Below are 19918 nucleotides of genomic sequence, written 5' to 3' on the forward strand. Positions count from 1 at the left end.
ATTCCTATGATGTAGCGTTCTTCAGCAGTTATCAGCCGGTATGCTTTCTCCGCAGAATGCTTACGGAAACCACCATGCCTAAAAGTGCTGAGATAGAAAGCAGGCCGTAAATGACGATACTGCCGTTTAAGTCATCGCCGGTTTTTGGGAGGCCAAGAGGAACGAGCTGGCCATCCACGCCTACCATATATCCAAGAGGTACCTGACCCCAAATATCATATAGCTCCTGGGGTGTGTGAACTTTGTTGTCTGGACCGATTATATAGCCTCGCGGTACTTCACCGTAGACATCATAATGTTCCTGAGGGGTCAATTCTTCCTTTGGCTTTGGAGCTGGTTCCGGCGTATTAGGCTCAATTGGGGTTGTAGGAGTTGTTGGTTTGGGTGGTTTGGGTCCGCCGCCACCTCCGCCGCTGCCGCCGCCGGTTGATGGGGTATAGGGTTTATCCTTCATAATAATTGGACTGTCCGTTTTCCCGTCTTTCACTGTAAAGATGATTTTCTCGGCCTTAAGATAACCCCTTGGAGCGCTTATCTCAACTAATTCGTAAGTTCCATCCTCCAGTTTTTCTATTACATGAGGTTTGTCCTCAGAAATCCATTCTTTTACTTTTTTGCCGTCTTTCCATAACTGAAGGGTTGCCCCTGGAAGCTCCTTTCCGTTTGTTATGTCTTGTTTGGAGATGGAGATTTCCACCGGTTTATCATACATAATAATCGGTTTTTCCGTTTTTCCATCTTTTACTATAAAGGTGATTTTCTCGGCCTTAAGATATCCTTTTGGAGCGGTTATCTCAACAAGCTCATAGGTTCCATCCTCTAAGTATTTGACGATATGAGGCTTATTATCGGAAATCCATTCGTTTACCTTTTTCCCATCTTTCCATAACTGAAGGGTTGCTCCTGGAAGCTCCTTTCCGTTTGTTATATCCTGTTTGGAAATGGAGATTTCTATTGGCTTATCAAGCATAATAATCTGCTTATCTGGTTTCCCATCTTTCACAATGAAAGTGATTTTCTCAGCGGTAAGATATCCTTTTGGAGCGGCTATCTCAACTAGCTCGTAAGTTCCATCTTCCAGGTATTCGATGATATAAGGCTTGTTTTCAGAAACCCATTCATTAATTTTTATTCCGTCTTTCCATAACTGAAGGGTTGCTCCTGGAAGCTCTTTTCCGTTTGTTATGTCCTGTTTTGAGATGACAATTTCGTCCTTATGGCTATCAAACATAACAACGGGTGTAGTTTTCCCATCTGTGACTGTGAACAGGATTTCCTCGGCCGTAAGATATCCTTTTGGAGCGGTTATCTCGACTAATTTGTAGATTCCATCCTGCAGGTTATAAATGATATGAGGTGTGCTCTCAGAAACCCACTCATCTACTTTCGTGTCGTCTTTCCATAGCTGAAGGGTTGCTCCGGGGAGTTCGTTTCCGCTTGCTGCGTCACGCTTTGAGATGGAAACCTCGTTCTTTGTGTTCGTAACGGTTGCGACCTGTGGTACTCCGGAGGTTATGGTTCCGTTCTGTCCGGTGTAGGTCGGCAAGTGGTTATCTAAGGAAGCTGCATCCTCTGTTACTTTGTATTCGGCGCCACTGGGCAGGTTGGAGATCGTGATGTTTTCGCCATGTTTAAGTAGGAGGGTTGCATTGTCATTAGTGAAAAGAATGTTCCCTATATTGCTGGGGTAGTTTCTGTCACCTGCACCCTCAACTGTTACGTGGAAAGTAAACGCTTTGTCCCTGTCACCAGCATTGCCTTCAACTGTCTTACTGATGGTCAGGCTTCCGATGTCGCTGTCTTTAAAGTTTTGTACATGTAATTCGTTAGAATTGGCACCTGTTTTTCCATCAATGGAAGTGGTAATAGTGGAACCATCTCTTGTTATAGTGACAGTGTGAGTTACACCTTCCAACGAATATCCTCCGCTAGGCGGAGCCGTTTCTTTCAGAAGATATGTTCCGTCAGGAATGACTTTTAGTCTGATTTTACCGTCACGATCGCTGATTCCCTCTCGGATTACGGTAGTTCCATCTGATGTAAAGAGCGTAAACTTTGCACCAGGGAGCGGCATATTAGCACCATCAGTTTTGAAAATATCCAACCAGCCGTTACGTTGTAAGGTGGCGGAGCCATCCTGAGAAAGAACGAAATAAGTCTTTTGGTCATTGGATATACTACCGCTTTCAGCGATTAGGTTTGCGGTATTAGACAAACCATCACCGACAGGGCCGGTAACGTCTGTTAAATAAGTCAGCTGGTATGCTTTGCTGTTATCAGGTATGATAAAGGTAAGCATATGTAAGGCGTTGTTATAAAAAATATTTTTGCCTAATTCAAGAGAAACTTCACTGCCTGTTTCATAGCTGCCATCAGGCTTCAGAGTCATTTCCTTTACTGTGATATTGTCTTCCAGCAGTAAGTTTCCGTTTTTATCCATGCGTAAATCAAGGCCGATGGGCAGGGTGTCCTCTATCTTTCTTTGACCAGGATGTGATAATTCATATGGCATGTATTTTAATGTCCATTCCACTACACCATCTTCCTTACGTAATCCATCCGCCTTATTAAATATTTTATTAGAAATAGAAACATCCCGATTAACGGATACACCTGGCTGCCAGTTTTCTGTTTTTAATCCCAAGCTGTTTCTTACCGTGTTGGTATTGCTGTTACTGAAGTAATCTTTAATTGTGTCTTCGGTGGGTTTTGCTTTCACCAAAATAACATAAGGTTTATTCAGTGTCTGGAAGGTAAAGGAGGCTGTTTGCGGAGATTTGGTGCGGTCAAACGCTACAGTCATCCCAGCTACAGTATCCAGTTTGTTCTTCGCCGCTAATGGACTGCTATTCGGGGTAGCTTCAAAAATCAGAAAATCTTGCCCGGGGATAATCTCTGAGAATTCCCAACCCACCGGCAGGGTATCAGTCACAGTGGCAGCCCCCATCAGAGTTCCATTCACATCCTTTTGACTTCCAGTCAAATCCATGTTATCAGCGTTTACACTAAGGCGGTAGATCACCGATTTCTCTTGATAATTAAAACCATCGGCAGCGTTTGTCGTAACCATGTTTGCGTTTTCGACTGCCGTAGGGTCAGGGAATGCATCGCGCTTAAGCATTTCTTTGGATAGAATTTTACTTTTGTATTCTGGATCAGCAGTTGCTTCTGCAAGCTTTGTAGTACCATTGAACAGCATAGCTGTATTGTAGATACGTTTGTTCGTATTGCTAGCAAAGATATCCGGGTTCAATACAAGGGTGTCAAAGGAAAAAACATTAGATCTTGTATTGGACAGATTCGTGAATTCCAGCAGGTCTGCAACCGGGGTGCCATCTTGTGTAAGAGTATATATACTAAAGAGCTCAACACCGGAACCTCCGTCATCCTTGAAGTTTTCATTATACTTCTGATTATATCGGATTGTCTTAGGATCAATATGATTTGCAGTGATTCCCGCAGGCCAGCTATCGATTTTAGCCGCATCGAAGCCCCTGTCCCCGTAAACAAGAAGATCATATACTTTAAGATTAGTAAGGTCTGATTGATTTCTTGCATCCACGGTGACTTTCCAATTTACTGTTCGGTTTTTAGGATCCGGGACACCTGTTTTTTTAATGGCAGCATATCCGATTGTAATACCAACGCCAGGTGTCTCTATTTTGCCGCCTGATACACCGCTTGGGAAGTCCTCCCAAGTGATCGATGCATGGTTTGTGTATGTTGCTTCTGTCGTCGTACTGGATGTATCTGGTACTTGGGTTTCAATTACCAATTTCACTTTTGAATTAATATTGCCAAGCTCGTAATCATTACCAGTGGGAGTAATACTGGATCCGGTAAGATCATCCGCGGGATTGTACAATGTTGCTTTTAAAAATGTCAGACCCTCTGGCAATTTATCAGTGATTACAACATTTTTAAGGTCAGCCCCCTCATGGTTTGCAATAATCGTCCATGTAATTGTACGGCCTGAGGGACTATAATCACCGCCAATTTCACCTTTATCGTTTGTTTGTCCTGATTTTTCAATCCATTTTGGCGGCGTAAAATTGACCTGGCCAGAGTTATTTTTTACTACGGTATTGGTTTGATCTTTCAGTACGGCTTCATTTGTAACCGTTTGTTTACCGCTGCCATAATAATTTTTATCAGGAATACTTGTTTTGAAGGTAATTGTTTTAGGGCTAATAGAATTTGCCGGGAAGGTATAACTCAGTTTCTTATCGTCCTTATTATAGCTGTATGCCGGAGTGGTGTCACCGGAGACAGTGAAAGAACCGGGAACCAAGTCTCCTACAATAGTTAAATCATCTTCAAAGATGTATTCGCTTAGATCAATGGCCTTTTCTAACTTTGAAGCCTCAATTGTTACCGTCCAGGTGATCTCTTTGCTGGCAAGATCTACGCTGCCCTTTTTTTCTAATGCATAATCAATCGTAGCCCCAGGCACTTGTAGGGTAAACGTTTTATCCAGAACACTTAATATTACTTCCTTTCCATCTACACCATCACCAGTTTCATTATATTTTAAATTTGCGGTAAACTCACATCGCACGGTATTAATGGTGGGATCGGAGCCATCAAAAACAGAATTTTCTCCATCAAATATAATATCAGCAACGACTTCTCCCTCCTCTGAATCAGTTCCCTGACTCAGCGTGAGATGACCAATCAGTATTTTACCGAATTTTAAACTTTGTATGGTTGTACCACCTGTTAGAGAAAATTGTTTTCCTAATGAAAAATGTGCCTTATCATGTTTGTTAACATAAATAGCGGGTGTTGGTTCATCACCTTGTACCGGTACCCGGAAAGAAATGATCGCTGAGAGATCCTTTGTTCTGTCTATGGTATCTCCGTCCTCTAAAACTTTATTATTTTGTCTTAGTGCTATCATAGTTTCAGTAAGTATTTCTGTCACATCCTCAGGATCGGCCTCAAATAGAACCGGCTTAGAAGCCATGGATGATGTGGACAACTTTGGAACATCAGTTCCATCCACATCGGTAGTATCAGCTGGTTCATCCGTTTCCGTTTCCGTTTCTTCTTTCGGCTTGTCCGCCTCACTGCTGCTTGCAACCTTTGCGTCGGTATGGATCTTAATTACGCTGTCAAAGTCGCTGTTTGATTTAGTAGACCCTCCAGCCCATACAATATTGAGCGGCGAAAATACATTCAACACCAACATCAATACCAACAGCCAGCTTATCAGCCGTCTTTGTTTCCTTATTTTCAATCTCATTCCTCCTTTTAACGGCCTTCATTTACTTAATATCGTATGCCTGTAAATTACGGCCTTATATGAATAGTAATTCTTCCGCCCTGTATCCTAATTTAGCGTAAAGAATCCTATAGTGATTATATAGGGAGGCTTTTCTTGTCGCTTGAAAGTTTTAAAGAAATGTTACCAAGAAATGGACAGGAATAAAAAAATGTGTAACATTATTTTCCAAAATAGGAAAATAGATTCCATTTAGTTACACGAAAATAGACAAAGGGAAAAAAACATGTTACAATATTTTCCAAAAGAAGAAATGGTGGGGGAGTAAGAGATGAAAACCGGTAAATTGCTGGAGGATCTGATCGATATTGCGCAGACGCCGAAAACTGATTTTGCAATTAGCATGAATATGACTCCGAGCGGATTAAGCAAGATACTAAAGGGAGGGAGGTTGCCTTTGCTGAAGGAAAAAAGGGTATTCAGCAGGCAGGCTGCTGCCTATTTTGCGGAAGTCCTATATGGCCATGGCTGTTATTTGAAATTTATGCAAATCTTTCCGGTCCTATATGATTTCAGCTCCAGATATGAACTGGAAATGTTTCTTGCTTATGCCATAGAATATGCTTTAGAGCATGATTTTGACGAGGAGAACAATGGAAACCTGGGCTATCCTGACAGGGAAGCCAGTTTTCTGGGAACAAAGACTATCTTAAACATGTTCTGTGTGCTTGTATCCGACCACATCATGAGCAATCATGATATCCCCCTGGAGTTTTACAGTACCCTTCCTATTTTTGACCATTCGTATTCCGATATTTTCCAAAGGATAAAAATATCAAATGCATGGAAGAGAGAAAGAGCTCCTTTCAACCATTTTTTTGATATGTCTGCGATAGAGGTGTCAGCCGGCGATAATAAAAGCAACCTCCTATCTTACATCGTCAAGGCACAGGAGTATGTGGATCTGAATTTATGGAAAATCACAAAGGAAATGAATTGTTTCTTTTTACTTTTAAAAGGGCAATTTCTTCTGATCTTCAGCCTTCAGTTGGATGGGATGCCCCTTATGACATTTGTCAGTCATAAAGGCTATTTGAATATATTCTTTAATTCGCTTGTAAAGAAGGATGCTAAGAAAATAAGCTATAGCGGTAGGGAAGCAGCCGCGGCTTTAGAAACAGATCCATCGATTCTTACCAGACTGAGGGACAAGCATGTGGAGGCCGTATATAATTTTATATCCATTGGCTATTTAGTCAGAGAAAAGGATTTAGAGCCTGTGAATGGCAAAGAGGTCTCAAAGAGAGCCGTTCTGGAACTTTTTCATAGAATCCTAGACAAAGAAACCATTTTTTATGTGACGATGGATGCGATGATAGGATTTGGTTCTACGGGAAAAGCCATTGTTCCCCTTTTTGGAGCCATCAACTTTCCGCCCGTGGAGCGTATCCCATACCTGCAGCGGTTTAACACCTTTATTAACGATAAAAGTTCGGACAAAGTCAGGATCGTGAACAGCGAACAGCCAAAAGCGGCGGTATTCTGTTTGAAGGGGCTAAATCTGATCTATACGATCGATCATGATTATAAGACCGAGAAAATCCATTGTTTTGAAACGGATAAGTTCAATGATATGTTAAGCAGGATAACATCAGAAAGTACGATGAAGCTATTGGATTTCAGCCCTGACTTATGGCGGGCTTATCTCGATGAGATGTCAAAGAACCTAGGTGGATCCGTTTTATAAAAACATAAATGGTAGACAGTGGAGAATAGACAAATGAAAAGCGGTAAATTGCTGGAGGAATTGATTGATATTGCGCAGACGCCGAAAACAGATTTTGCAATTAGTATGAATATGACTCCTAGTGGATTAAGTAAGATCTTAAAAGGAGCAAGGCTGCCCTTACTGAAGGAGAAGAGAGAATTCAGCAGGCAGGCTGCCGCTTACTTTGCTGAGATCCTGTATGGCTATGGTTGTTATACGAAATTTATGAATATTTTTCCGGTCATATATGATTTCAACTCCAGATATGAGCTGGAAAAGTTTCTGTCATATGCCATAGAATATGCTTTTGATAAAGACTTCGATGAGGAGAACAATGGAAATTTAAGCTTTCGTAACAGGAAAGAAAGCTTTATGGGAGGCAAAACCATCCTGAACATGTTCTGCGTGCTTGTTTCGGACTGCATCACAGACAATCATGGCATTCCTCTGGAGTTCTACAGTAATATTCCTTTTTTTGACCAGGCATATTCTGATATTTTCCCGAAGATAAAACTATCAAACTCGCGGAAGCGGGAGAGGTCTGCCTTTAACTACTTTTTTAAAATGTCCTCTATTGAGACGTCATCCGGCGATTTTAAAAACGGCCTTCTTTCCACCATCGTTAAGGCGCAAGAGTATGTAGATATGGATTTATGGGAAATCACAAAGGAAATGAACTGCTCCTTTTTGCTTTTAAAGGGGGAATTTCTACTGATTTTCAGCTTGCCTTTGGACCGAATGCCCCTTATGACCTTTGTTATCGATAAAGGCTATTTAAATATATTCATAAATTCAATTTTAAAAAATGATGCCCAAAAAATAAGCTATAGCGAAAGGGAAATGGCAGGGGCGCTAGACGAAAATCCTTACATTCTCTCCAGACTGACGGACAGGCATGTAGACGCCGTATATAATTTTATACCCATGGGATATTTAGTTGAAGAAAAAGATTTGGAATCTGTAAAAGGCAGAGAAACCTCAAAGAGAGCCATTTTGGATTTTTTTCGGGGAATCCTGGACAGGGAAACGGTTTTTTTCATGTCAGTCAGTGCGATGCTTGAATTTTGCGCCTCAGGAAGAGCCGTTGTACCTTTCTTTGGCACCGTGGATTTTTCGCCCCAGGGGCGTATCCAATACCTGCAAAGGTTTAATTCCTTTATTAATGATAAAAGTTCCGATATAGTGAGAGCTTTAGATGGTGAACAGCCGAAAACGGCAGTTTTTTGTTTACAGGGGCTAAATGTGATCTATATGATTGATCATAATTATAAGAATGAAAAAATCCATTGCTTTGAAACGAATCTGTTTCATGACATTCTAAGCAGGAAAATAGAAAACAGTGAGATGAGAATTCTGGAGTTTAGCCCTGACTTATGGCAGGTCTATCTCGATGCGGTGTCCAAAAACCTAGATGGAATTGGTTTTTAAATATTCCGGAGCTGACAAGAAAATACGTATGGAAAATCGTATAAAATGTGCTACAATGGCAGGAGCGGCAAAGGAAGCTTTAGCTGAGAACGTTTTACAATAGGAGAAGGCACGCATGAAAGAAAAAAAGTCTATGATTAATGTTGTGATTGATGGGATTTCGGGAATATTTCTGCCCATTATTAACCCCTTAAGCGCAGCAGGAATATTGAAGGGAATATTGGCGATTCTTACTGCAGCAAATATTCTGTCAGGAACAAGTGAAACTTATATGGTGTTAAATGCCATGGCAGACAGTTTGTTTTATTTTCTGCCTATGGTTCTGGCATTTACGGCAGCAAAGAAGTTTGGTGCTGATCCATTTACGGCGGTGGTTATTGGAGGGGTACTTTTGTATCCTTCTCTTACGAAAGTATTTGAAGCGGGTACAAACATCTTTTTTGCCGGTTTACCCATGAAAGCCGTTATATATCATTCCGGTGTAATCCCGATTATCCTTGCGGTAGGTTTGCTGGTATATGTGGAACGGTTGATGAATAAAATATTGCCGGATCTGATAAAAGGGTTTTTTACTCCTTTAACCTGTATTGTGGTTGTTGGGCTGTTCACCTTGTTTGTATTTGGACCAATTGGAAATATCATTGGAGATGGACTGGCCGCAGCTTATGAGTTTACATATGAGATCAGTCCTATGATTGCCGGAGCGATTTTAGGAGCAGTGATCCAGCCTATGGTTATCTTTGGATTTCACTGGAGTTTTGTGCTGGTTGCGATGAACAATATTACTGTAAAGGGCTCGGATACGATACTGGCTTTGATAGGGCCGGCAGTATTTGCCCAGGCAGGTGCGGCACTTGCAGTGTGTTTGAAAAGCAAGGATAAAAAATTACGGTCTCTCTGTTTGTCCGCTGTAGTGTCTGCCTGTTTTGGAGTAACGGAACCGGCCATGTTCGGCGTGAACCTGCCGCTGAAAAAACCTATGATCGCGGTATGCATCGGTGGCGGAGTGGGAGGAGCCATAGCGGGATTTTCGGGAGCCCAGGCAATGACCTTTGCATTTCCAAGCCTGATTACATTACCTGTTTTTCTGGGGGAAGGATTTGGGCTGTTTATAGTTAGCTGCTTCGCTGGGTTTTTAACAGCATTTTTGCTGACGATATTCCAGCCGGGAGTGGTCCATGACGGAACTGCTTTAGAAGTCGAATGATGAAAGAGCAACGTCGCTGGCGTAGATCCAAACATAAAAATGAATAGTATACATAACGAAGAAGGACAGGCGGTTTTATGCCTGTCCTTCTTCGTTATGTTGTATCAAACACAATGGAACCCACCGTTTTAGTCCAGGGAACGCCGGACTAAGTTGAATTCCAATTCGCTGGTGAGGAAATAGCTGTCTGAGTAGAGGATGAGCTCTCCCTTGTTGGAATAGTGGCTCTGCTGCAAGAGCAGTAATCCGGTCCGTTCTGTAAGTGCCAGGTACTGTTGATGCTCAGGAGTGCTGAGAACGGAATGTATCGTACAGTTTGAAAAAGCGGGTTTCTTTCCGAACTGGTTCAGCCAGGGGAACAGGGGTGCCTCGATATCGGCTGAGAAGGCCTCCAGCATCCCATCCTGATAGGGAATATAGTCTTCGACATAAGCGATTGGCTTATCATCCGCACTGCGCACACGTTTGATAAACAGAAATTCCTGGTCTTCCGGTAAATTTAATCGTTTACAGATCTCAGCGGGTGCCAATCTCTTATCAAAAGCAATGTTCTTTGAGCCGGGCCGGTATCCGTTGTTGGCAATGATATCGGTGGTGCTGTTCAATACGGCGATATTATGTTTTAAGTTGCCCGGTGTATTGATAACGAATGTGCCGACCCCGTGCCTGGAAATAATTACTCCCTCATTCTCCAGCGCTTTTAGTGCCTCTCGAACGGTATTTCGGCTAATCCCCATCTGTTCGGCCAGTTGCTGTTCGGAGGGAAGTCTGCTCATAAAGGTATAATTCTGAGTGATTAAATTGGTGATTTCAGTTTTTGCCTGGCTGAACAGGGACAGAGTTGTCAATTTCATAGTAAAGCTCCTTTCCTGTGTGTATGAAATAATTATAATGAACTTTGCGGAAAATGGCAAGGTATAGTTGTAGGACGACGAATGACTTTGTTGATTTTATATAAAAAATAATCATGATTTAGTGAATATCCACCAAATATCACGAGTTAAGACAAAATTTTTGGGAAATGTGTTGACTTGTATCAACAAAATCACTATTATAGAGGTAGGACGACCAAGTTCGCAACTAGATTAAAGGAGGAGATGGAATCTTATGAATTACACACAGGTAAAAGAAGAGCTGGTTCATATTTCAAGACTGACATATCAGAAAGGGTACACACAGGCATCGGGGGGAAATATCAGCTGCCGCGTGCCCAATAGTCCTTACTTTGCCATAAAAAAGACAGCGGTTAACATGGGTGAGATGACCGTAGATGATGTTCTGATTGTTGATGAAGACTGCCGTGTCATTGACGGGGAGGGAGTACCTTCCAAGGAGGTGAACTTCCATATTGGAATTATGAAGGTTCGTGAAGATGTGAACGCAGTGGTGCACTGCCATCCTTGTTATTCCATCGCATTTGCAGATTCGCGGCTCAGTCTGCCGCATACGACGGTGACATCCAAAAAAAATCTTGGCGAGATTCCTTGCGTGGCAGCCGCGCCAGCCGGCTCGGTGGAGTTAAAGGAAAATGTGATAGAGGCATTTAAGACAAAGCCAGGGATCAAAGGGATCCTGATGGAACAGCATGGTATCTGTACGGTAGGTGCATCGCTCATCGGTGCGTTTAATATGGCCGACCTGATTGAAGGGACGGCAAAGCAGGCTTACTTAAGCCTGAATGTGAGCACACATATCGATTACTTTAAACAACTATCACTGTAAGGCAAGGAGAATAAACATGGCGACAATTGAACAGTTAATACAGAGCTGGAAAGAACAGAATCTGGCTCTGCCCATCTGGATGGAGGGCGGACGGTTAAAAGTGATCGATCAACTGAAGCTACCACTTCAGGAAGAGATTATCGATGTGAAGGATGTAGAGCAGCTGGCGGATATTATCCGGACCATGACACTGCGCGGCTCAGGGGCAATCGGAATATCCGGTGCATACGGCATCCTGCTTGAAAGCTATAAATCCGGCGGAGATAAGAATGCGATTGCCAGAGCGGGAGAGCTGCTTAAGAGCACCCGACCCACGGCGGTTAATTTAATGAATACTGTGGACGAGTTGCTGGACTTCATAAAAGATCTGCCAGGCGATCAGGTGGTTGAGAAGGTGGAAGAAAAGGTTGCCGATATCTTGACAAAGCAACTGGAATTTGAACACCGGCTGGGTGCATACGGGGCAGAACTGATTAAGGATGGAGATACGATTCTTACGCATTGCCATTCCGGCGCACTGGCGGGTTCCGGGTATGGAGGACGGGCTTTATCAGTTATCCGGACGGCATTTGAACAGGGAAAAAAGATACATGTGATTGCCAGCGAGACCCGCCCATATTTGCAGGGGGCTAGAATAACCGCTTATGAGCTGCGAAAATTCGGCATCCCCCATACGTTGATCACGGATGGCATGTCCGGCTATCTAATGGAACTCGGAATGATTCAGAAAGTGGTGGTCGGCTCTGACCGGGTAGCGTCGAATGGTGATTTGTTAAATAAGATAGGTACCTATATGCATGCGCTGGCGGCAAAGGACAACCAGGTACCATTTTACACGGCAACTTCCAGTCATACGATTGATTTTGCTCTGAAGCAGGGACTGGATATCGGCGTGGAGTACAGGGATTCAAAGGAGGTCACACAGCTGAACGGGCAGCCGATCACGCAACCGGGTACCAAGGCACTTTATCCCTCCTTTGATGTGACACCGAACCGGCTGCTCAGCGGCATTATTACCGAAAAAGGCGTGATCCGGCCAAATTATAACGAACATCTGCAGGCGCTGTGGAAAGACTGAGCCTGACAAGATAAAGGAAATGGAAAGGACAGATAATTATGGAATTAAAGGCACCAACGCATCACATTGCGGCGCAAAAAGGTGAAATTGCAAAAACGGTAATTATGCCGGGAGATCCGCTGCGGGCAAAATATATTGCGGATCATTATCTGGAAGATGTCAGGGAGGTCAATTCCATCCGGTGTATGTATGCCTATACAGGTACCTATCATGGAAAGGAAGTTTCAGTGATGGCGCACGGAATTGGGGCGCCCTCCATCGGAGTTCACGCCTGGGAATTGTATAACCTCTATGATGTGGAGAATATCATCCGTGTCGGAACCGCAGCATCAATGCAGGAAGATCTGCATGTGAAAGACATCGTAATCGCCATGGGGGCATGCTACAACACCCCTTATGCAGACCAGTTTCAGCTGCAGGGCACCTACTCCGCTATCGCATCCTACCCGCTGCTTAGCCGGGCGGTAGAGCTGGCGGAAGCAGCCGGCGCCGGATATCGGGTGGGCAATGTCCTGTCATCGGATATCTTTTATCCCGAACATGCTTCCTATCAGGAAAACTGGCGCAAGCTTGGCATCCTGTGCGTGGAGATGGAGATCGCGGCGCTCTATATCGTCGCGGCGCGGGCAGGAAAAAATGCTCTGGGAATCTTAACAATGTCGGATCATGTGCTCACTGGGGAGAAGGTCAGTGCCATGGAACGGCAGAACAGTTTTACGCAGATGATGAGTATTGCACTTGATATGGTGTGAAAAGAATAAAAATCGAAAGGAATGTTAAAAACTATGAAAAAAAGACCATTTATCGGCATTGTTGCATTAATACCCCTGATTGCTGTGATGATTACCGGCTGCGGAAAAAATGTCGCTACCAGCGAGAACCCGGCAGATACAAAAAATACCCGGTCAGAGACTGAAACATCCACCGGTGCTCCTGCCGATCCTGCCGCTGCAAAAAATGAAGCTGATCATGATTTTAAATTTGCCGTTGTTTTCGATCTGGGCGGTATCGGTGACAACGGATATAATATGGAGATTCATCAGGCGTGTGTAAAGCTTAGTGAAAAATACGGAATCAGTTTTGACTTTGTCGAGCCGAAAGCAATCAACGACTATGAGACACAGTTCCGTATGTACGCCGATTCAGGGGAATATGACGTGATTATCGGTGTGGCCTATGCCCATGCCGACGCACTGCGGCTGGTAGCACCGGATTATCCGGATCAGAAATTTGCGATTTTGGATACGGTGTTGGATGATGTGGATAATATCCATTCCCTCAGCGCCTTACATCCGGAACAGCATTTCCTATCCGGAGTGATCGCAGGTCTGGTGACACAGGACAAGCGCATGTCAATGGCAAATCCGGAGAATGTCCTTGGCTTTGCCATCGCCATGGACTCCCCGGTTTCGCGGGCTCAGGCGGCCGGCTTTATGGCAGGCGCACGGTATGTCAATCCGGAAGTGGAATTTATCACGAATTACATAGGCTCTTATAAGGATCCGGCCAAAGCAAAAGAGATTGCTATGACAGCTTACGGGCGCGGAGCGGATATCGTCTGCCAGAATGCCGGGGCCTCCGGTATGGGTGTATTTGCGGCCGGTGAGGAGGCCGGACGCTATGTGATCGCCAGCTCTACGGCGACAATAACTCCGGGTTATACCTTATCTGTATCCTTAAAAAAGATGGAGACATTTCTGGATTATGAATTATCCTCGATTATGAACGGAACCTGGCAGGCTGGAGCAACCCAGCTGGGTATAAAGGATGGCGCCTGCGGATACTTTATCGACGGTACCGGTGTGGAGATCCCTCAGGATATTATCGACAAGACAGAGGAAATCAAACAACAGTTCATCGACGGAAAATTCAAACTGCCGAATGATATCGACCAGATCGACGAATGGACAAAGAATAACAGCTACGGAAGCTAATCGTTAAATGCGGAGAAGAACTTAGGGGAATTGTTGCAAAAGGAGTTTATTATATGAACTTGCTGAAAATGACGGGGATAACCAAGCGCTATCCCGGAACTGTTGCACTTGATAACGTGGATTTCTGGCTTGATGAAGGGGAGATCGTCTCGCTGCTTGGAGAAAATGGCGCGGGCAAGACCACACTGATGAAAGTGCTGTATGGAATGACGAAGCCGGATGCCGGCGTCGTCGAATATAAAGGGGAAAAACGAGATATGAGGAAACCTGCGGATGCCATTGATATGGGCATCTGCATGGTGCACCAGCATTTTATGCTGGTGCCCGCCTTTACCGTAGCCGAGAATATCGTGGTGGGCAGTGAGCCTCATAACGGGTTATTTTTTAATATGCAAAAGGCGAGAGATGAGGTGGCCGCGCTGATTGAACAGTTCCACTTTAACATTGACCCCAATGCACTGGTTGAGAAACTGTCGGTGGGTGAGCAGCAGCGGGTGGAGATACTGAAGGCATTGTACCGTAAGGCTGATGTGATTATTCTCGATGAGCCGACTGCGGTTCTGACACCGAAAGAGGTGGAAGAACTGTTTGATATCCTGCGCCAGTTAAACGCGCAGAAGAAGTCCTTTATCATCATCACCCATAAATTAAAGGAAACCATGGCTCTGGCCAGCCGGATCGCGGTGCTCAGAGACGGCAAAATTACGGCCAGTGATTTAAAGCCGTCCTCCGTAACGGTGGAATTCTTATCGGAGATGATGGTGGGGAGAAAAGTCGATCTGGGTGTGAGGCATGCCGCAAAGGAGATCGGTTCAGTCAGCCTGGTGATAAGCGATTTAAACCTAACAGTTCACGGAAAGAAAAAGTTAAACAATATCAATTTCCAAGTACATAAAGGGGAGATTCTGGGAATTGCGGGTATTGAGGGCAACGGGCAGTCGGAGCTTATTAAGGTACTGACCGGCTGTTTGGAGGCGGACAGCGTGAACCTTACTTTAGAGGGAGAAGCCTTGAGCGGCAATGCAAGGACTTTCCTTATGCGAGGAGTCGCCCATGTGCCGGAGGATCGGCTAAAGCAAGGGCTTGTCGGTCAGATGTCGATTGAGAAGAATCTGATTCTTGGGTATCACACAGAACCGGAATTCAATAACAAAGGGCTGCTAAAGTCCGTGCCAATCAAATCGTATGGGCAGAAGCTAAAGGATGAGTTCCTGATTAAGGCACCGTCTGCCGCTACAAACGCCGCCAATCTATCAGGCGGAAACCAGCAGAAGATCGTGATTGCCAGGGCATTCAGCCGGGATCCGAAGGTGTTAATCATTGCCAATCCGACCCGTGGAGTTGATATCGGTGCCATCGAATATATTCATAGCCAGATGATAAGCTTACGGGATACTGGGAAGGCGATTCTGTTGATTTCACCGGACCTTGACGAGGTGCGCACGCTGAGTGACCGCATACTGGTACTGTATGAAGGCAGCATTGTCTCCGAAAGCATGCCGGGAGAGATGTCAGAGATCGAGATGGGGCTTTTAATGACCGGTGGAACTTTGAGAAAAGAGGAGGGGGCATAATATGAAAAATAATAAGTGGATTTCCGGAGCATTACCCACATCTGTATTTGCCCTTTTCTTTTCCCTGCTTTTAGGAGCGCTGATCATTTGGAGTGCAGGTTACTCTCCAATCCAGAGTTACGCCGCCATATTCGGGTATTCCCTGGGGACGGTCAAGGGACTGGCATTGTCCCTGAGCCAGGCCACCCCCATTCTCTTTACAGGACTGGCCTTTGCCGTGGCCTATAAGGTGCGGATGATCAACACCGGGGCGGAAGGACAGCTTTATATGGGTGCAATTGGGAGTGCTGTCATAGGCGTTTATCTGGCAGGACTTCCCCGAATGCTGCACTTACCGCTGGCACTGCTTGCCGGAGTGGTGATGGGCGGATTGGTGGCGCTGTTAGTAGCTTTCTTAAAAGTGAAATTCGGAGCCAGTGAGATCATCACATCCCTGATGCTCAATGAAGTATTTATCCTGTTTACCGGATATCTTGCCAACGGACCGCTAAAGCCTGACGGCAGCCCGCAGCCCCAGACGGAGATGATTGCAGAGACGGCAAGGCTTAGTAAGCTGATCCCAAAAACCCAGCTTACCACTGCGCTTATGCTTGGAATCCTGCTGGCGGTGATGGTTCATTTTATCTTTAAGAAAACAATCTTCGGATATGAGATGAATGTGACGGGGCTTAACCCTACCGCTGCCGACACCGCCGGTATTAACACCTCCAAAATTCAGCTGATCACCTTCTCCCTGTCAGGAGCGGTGGCCGGTTTGTGCGGAAGCGCCCTGGTGATGGGGACAAACTTTCGCTTCGTCGAGGGAATCTCCGCTTCATACGGATTTGCCGGGATCTCAGTGGCAGCGCTGGCCGCCTATAACCCCGTTGCGGTTATCCCTTCGGCGATCCTGTTCGGAATTTTAAAGGCAGGGGCCATCACACTGAACCGGACGACGCCGATTCCGATAGAATTCGTTGATGTGATCCAGGTTTTGGTGGTGATGTTCGTAGCCGCTCCCCGTATGGTCCGCGCAATTTTAGATATTCCCAATCGGATGAAGAGAAAGGTAGAGGTATAAAGTGATGGAAACGTCTAATTTGATTTTATTGATTGTGATCTCTACCATAAGAATGTCCATACCCATGGTTCTTGCATCTTCGGGGGCGGCGTTTTCCATGCGTGCGGGGGTCAGTGACCTGGGCTGTGAGGGCATGATGATATCAGGCTCGCTGTTTGCAGTAATTGTATCTTACTATACCGGAAGTGCCTGGCTGGGGCTGTTAGGCGGAATTCTGGCGGGCGGTGTTATTTCCATGCTGCATGCAGTAATGCATGTAACATACCGGGTAAACGCCACCATCAGCGGTATGTGTATCAATTTGCTGGGTTTGGCGATATCACCCCTGATCCTGCAGTTGATCTGGCAGCAACGCAACAGTTCCTCCAGGGTCAGCGCATTTTCTCCAATTAAAATCGATGCACTGGATAAGATACCGGTGCTCGGGAACATCTTAAATCAGCAGAATGTGCTGTTCTATTTATCGGTGGTCTTTATCATAATTGGTTATGTCTTTATGTTTCGGACCACGAAGGGGCTGCGAATGCGCATGGTGGGGGAGAATCCACAGGCGGCCAGCACGGTCGGCATCAATGTGACGGGTTATAAATATTTTGGTGTGCTGATGTGCGGATTATTGTGCGGGATGGGCGGTGCTTACCTGTCCATTGGCCAGTTGGACTTATTTGTCGATGGAATGACTGCCGGACGGGGTTATATCGCCGTGGTAATCAACGCCTTTGGACGGTACAATCCGATAGGAGCTCTGCTTGGCAGCATGTTCTTCGGATTTTTTGACTCCCTTCAGGTGATTTTCCAGGACAGTGGAGTGCCGAACCAAGTGATGCGGATGATCCCATATCTGTTTACTTTAGTAGTGATAGCCTTTGGGGTGCGCCGTTCTCATACACCGGCGGGAGTCGGAAAATTTCATGATTCATAGGAACGTGCTTAAGTACATGATATATTCAAGAATAGGAGGAGTCTGTTATGGTTAGTGAATGGGAGAATGCTTCCCGCCCGACTGACGAGGAGGGAAAGCAGTATCATATACGTTGTGGAAAAGGTGATCTGGCCAGATATGTGCTTCTGCCGGGTGATCCCAAACGGGTGGAAAAGATAGCGGCCGTCTGGGACAGTGCGCATAAGGTGGCGGATTACCGGGAACATGTTACCTATACGGGAAAAATCAGGGATACCGATATCTCAGCCTGCTCCACCGGAGCCGGCGGTGGCTCCACGGCAAGTACGCTTGAGGATCTTGCGGAAATCGGAAGTGATACGCTAATTCGTGTGGGAACCTGTGGCACAATCCAGGAACATATCAGGCCAGGTGATTTGATCATCTGTACCGGGGCAGTGCGCAAGGAAGGCACCAGCTGCGACTATGTTCTGCCGGAATATCCCGCATGTGCGGATTATGAAGTAACGCTGGCGCTGATCGAGGCGGCGGAACAGCTGGGATATCCGTATCATGTTGGAATCGGATACACGGCTGCATCCTTTTTCTGCGGCCAGGGTCGGCCAGGAGTGGGCGGTTATAATCAGAGCTATATGAAGCAGATCCTGCCAGATATGAAGGCCGCAGGAGTATTGAATTTTGAGATGGAGGCGGCCACTGTGTTTACCATCAGCCGCATCTACCAGATGCGTGCAGGAGCGGTGTTTACCGTGATTGCGAACCGGGTCCTCAATGATTTTTCGTATCATGATCATACCACAGATAAAAATATCGAGGTAGCGAATCTGGCCATGCAAATCCTGCATAAGTGGGATTTGGCTAAGGAAGCGGCGGGAAAGAGTCATTTCTTCCCATCCCTGCTGAACCGGTGATAAAAATAACATAATGATTGAAAATAGAAGGAGAAAACAATATGAAATGTGCTGTAGTAGAACCGTTGGGTGTAAGCAAAGAGGTGCTGTTAGAGTGTGCGGCTAAAGTCCTGGGACCGGAGATTGAGATTGATTATTATCCGGACCGGAAGGAGGATGAACAATCCCTGATCAGACGTTCCGGTGACGCGGACATTGTCATGATTTCAAACATCCCCTATAATCGTGAGATCATGAGTAAAAATCCAAATCTGAAAATGGTCTGTGACGCATTTACCGGATATGATCATATCGATATGGAGTATTGCCGGGAACATGATATTACCGTGTGCAACTGTTCTGGCTATGCCACCACCGCCGTCGTGGAACTGGTATTCGGAAGCTTGATTGGGCTGTACCGCCGTATTCCGCAGTGTGATCAGGCGGTCCGTGGCAGTAAAACAAAGGACGGCCTCATCGGATTTGAGCTGGAAGGAAAGACTTTCGGCATCGTGGGCCTCGGTGCTATCGGACGGGCGGTCGCCAAGGTGGCCCAGGCGTTCGGATGCCGTGTAATCACCTATAGCGTCGGCTCGTCACCGATGGAGGGCGTGGAGGAGGTCGGTTTTGAGGAACTGCTGCAGAGGAGTGATATTGTGTCCCTGCATGTTCCGCTAATGGAGTCTACGAAAGGCTTGATCAACAGAGCTGCATTGGAGCAGATGAAGAAAACTGCAGTTATAGTCAATGCTGCCCGGGGACCGGTGGTGGATAATGCAGCCCTGGCACAGGCGCTTAATGAAGGACTGATTGCGGGAGCAGCGCTGGATGTGTTTGATATGGAGCCGCCGGTACCGCAGCATGACCCGCTTTTGAAGGCACCGAATACGCTGCTGACACCTCATGTAGCCTTCGCTACATCCGAATCAATGGTAAAGCGTGTTGAGATTGCATTTGAGAATGTAAAGCGCTGGATTGACGGGAACCCTAAGAATGTAGTAAGCTGAGAGATCCGGAAACAGTAAAAACCAAGGGAAAAGATCGAAGAGGGGTAATAGTACCCCTCTTTATTTTATCCATTTATCAGACATGGTAGTTGCCTGATATAGAATCGCCTAATTTACTTCCCCAA

At 45.5% G+C, this 19918-nt stretch carries 14 protein-coding genes; 12 read left to right on the forward strand and 2 right to left on the reverse strand.

What is annotated here, in order from left to right; genetic code table 11:
* Window positions 1–31: 31 nt before the first annotated feature.
* Window positions 32–5239, reverse strand: coding sequence for a SpaA isopeptide-forming pilin-related protein (locus ACHZES_RS20980; RefSeq protein WP_395546511.1), 5208 nt, complete (start codon window positions 5237–5239; stop codon window positions 32–34).
* A gap of 316 nt (window positions 5240–5555) precedes the next feature.
* On the opposite strand from ACHZES_RS20980, the gene ACHZES_RS20985 reads away from it, so the two are divergent.
* The 3 genes from ACHZES_RS20985 (at window position 5556) to ACHZES_RS20995 (ending at window position 9627) form a co-directional block, all read left to right on the forward strand.
* Entirely contained in the window at window positions 5556–6971 is a 1416-nt protein-coding gene (locus tag ACHZES_RS20985) for a hypothetical protein (RefSeq protein ID WP_395546512.1), read from the forward strand.
* 33 nt (window positions 6972–7004) lie between these two features.
* Complete coding sequence (locus ACHZES_RS20990; protein WP_395546514.1) at window positions 7005–8420, forward strand: hypothetical protein; 1416 nt, start codon at window positions 7005–7007, stop codon at window positions 8418–8420.
* Between the two features lie 115 nt (window positions 8421–8535).
* Entirely contained in the window at window positions 8536–9627 is a 1092-nt protein-coding gene (locus tag ACHZES_RS20995) for a PTS transporter subunit EIIC (RefSeq protein ID WP_395546515.1), read from the forward strand.
* Between the two features lie 128 nt (window positions 9628–9755).
* Here the strand turns inward: ACHZES_RS20995 and ACHZES_RS21000 are convergent, their stop codons facing one another.
* Window positions 9756–10481, reverse strand: coding sequence for a GntR family transcriptional regulator (locus ACHZES_RS21000; protein ID WP_395546517.1), 726 nt, complete (start codon window positions 10479–10481; stop codon window positions 9756–9758).
* A gap of 253 nt (window positions 10482–10734) precedes the next feature.
* Between ACHZES_RS21000 and ACHZES_RS21005 the strand changes: the two genes are divergently transcribed.
* From ACHZES_RS21005 to ACHZES_RS21045, 9 genes are read left to right on the forward strand one after another with little or no spacing between them, the layout of a single operon-like run.
* Entirely contained in the window at window positions 10735–11349 is a 615-nt protein-coding gene (locus tag ACHZES_RS21005) for a class II aldolase/adducin family protein (protein WP_395546518.1), read from the forward strand.
* A gap of 16 nt (window positions 11350–11365) precedes the next feature.
* Window positions 11366–12427, forward strand: coding sequence for an S-methyl-5-thioribose-1-phosphate isomerase (gene mtnA, locus ACHZES_RS21010; RefSeq protein WP_395546519.1), 1062 nt, complete (start codon window positions 11366–11368; stop codon window positions 12425–12427).
* Window positions 12428–12465: 38 nt separating this feature from the next.
* A complete protein-coding gene (gene deoD, locus ACHZES_RS21015; protein ID WP_395546521.1) occupies window positions 12466–13179 on the forward strand; it encodes a purine-nucleoside phosphorylase in 714 nt (237 codons plus the stop codon).
* A 33-nt stretch (window positions 13180–13212) separates the two neighbouring features.
* Window positions 13213–14361, forward strand: a complete 1149-nt coding sequence (locus ACHZES_RS21020; RefSeq protein WP_395546522.1) for a BMP family ABC transporter substrate-binding protein — start codon at window positions 13213–13215, stop codon at window positions 14359–14361.
* A gap of 53 nt (window positions 14362–14414) precedes the next feature.
* Window positions 14415–15935 (forward strand): ABC transporter ATP-binding protein, encoded by a 1521-nt coding sequence (locus ACHZES_RS21025; RefSeq protein WP_395546524.1) that lies wholly within the window; start codon window positions 14415–14417, stop codon window positions 15933–15935.
* Window position 15936: 1 nt separating this feature from the next.
* Window positions 15937–16995 carry an ABC transporter permease gene (locus ACHZES_RS21030; RefSeq protein WP_395546525.1) on the forward strand — a complete coding sequence of 353 codons (1059 nt, stop codon included), beginning with the start codon at window positions 15937–15939 and terminating at the stop codon, window positions 16993–16995.
* Window positions 16996–16999: 4 nt separating this feature from the next.
* A complete protein-coding gene (locus tag ACHZES_RS21035; RefSeq protein WP_395546527.1) occupies window positions 17000–17917 on the forward strand; it encodes an ABC transporter permease in 918 nt (305 codons plus the stop codon).
* Between the two features lie 47 nt (window positions 17918–17964).
* Window positions 17965–18807: a nucleoside phosphorylase gene (locus ACHZES_RS21040; protein ID WP_395546528.1), complete on the forward strand. Its 843-nt coding sequence runs from the start codon at window positions 17965–17967 to the stop codon at window positions 18805–18807.
* A 41-nt stretch (window positions 18808–18848) separates the two neighbouring features.
* On the forward strand, window positions 18849–19793 hold the full coding sequence (locus ACHZES_RS21045) for an NAD(P)-dependent oxidoreductase (protein ID WP_395546529.1): 945 nt from the start codon (window positions 18849–18851) through the stop codon (window positions 19791–19793).
* Window positions 19794–19918: the final 125 nt, after the last annotated feature.

The organism is Lacrimispora sanguinis (assembly GCF_044987295.1).
Classification (GTDB): domain Bacteria; phylum Bacillota; class Clostridia; order Lachnospirales; family Lachnospiraceae; genus Lacrimispora; species Lacrimispora celerecrescens_B.

Bases quoted from the DNA above. Each gene is read 5' to 3' on its own strand.
- ACHZES_RS20985 (WP_395546512.1), top strand. From the start codon at position 5,556: ATGAAAACCGGTAAATTGCTGGAGGATCTGATCGATATTGCGCAGACG.
- ACHZES_RS20990 (WP_395546514.1), top strand. From the start codon at position 7,005: ATGAAAAGCGGTAAATTGCTGGAGGAATTGATTGATATTGCGCAGACG.
- ACHZES_RS20995 (WP_395546515.1), top strand. From the start codon at position 8,536: ATGAAAGAAAAAAAGTCTATGATTAATGTTGTGATTGATGGGATTTCG.
- ACHZES_RS21000 (WP_395546517.1), bottom strand. From the start codon at position 10,481: ATGAAATTGACAACTCTGTCCCTGTTCAGCCAGGCAAAAACTGAAATC.
- ACHZES_RS21005 (WP_395546518.1), top strand. From the start codon at position 10,735: ATGAATTACACACAGGTAAAAGAAGAGCTGGTTCATATTTCAAGACTG.
- mtnA (WP_395546519.1), top strand. From the start codon at position 11,366: ATGGCGACAATTGAACAGTTAATACAGAGCTGGAAAGAACAGAATCTG.
- deoD (WP_395546521.1), top strand. From the start codon at position 12,466: ATGGAATTAAAGGCACCAACGCATCACATTGCGGCGCAAAAAGGTGAA.
- ACHZES_RS21020 (WP_395546522.1), top strand. From the start codon at position 13,213: ATGAAAAAAAGACCATTTATCGGCATTGTTGCATTAATACCCCTGATT.
- ACHZES_RS21025 (WP_395546524.1), top strand. From the start codon at position 14,415: ATGAACTTGCTGAAAATGACGGGGATAACCAAGCGCTATCCCGGAACT.
- ACHZES_RS21030 (WP_395546525.1), top strand. From the start codon at position 15,937: ATGAAAAATAATAAGTGGATTTCCGGAGCATTACCCACATCTGTATTT.
- ACHZES_RS21035 (WP_395546527.1), top strand. From the start codon at position 17,000: ATGGAAACGTCTAATTTGATTTTATTGATTGTGATCTCTACCATAAGA.
- ACHZES_RS21040 (WP_395546528.1), top strand. From the start codon at position 17,965: ATGGTTAGTGAATGGGAGAATGCTTCCCGCCCGACTGACGAGGAGGGA.
- ACHZES_RS21045 (WP_395546529.1), top strand. From the start codon at position 18,849: ATGAAATGTGCTGTAGTAGAACCGTTGGGTGTAAGCAAAGAGGTGCTG.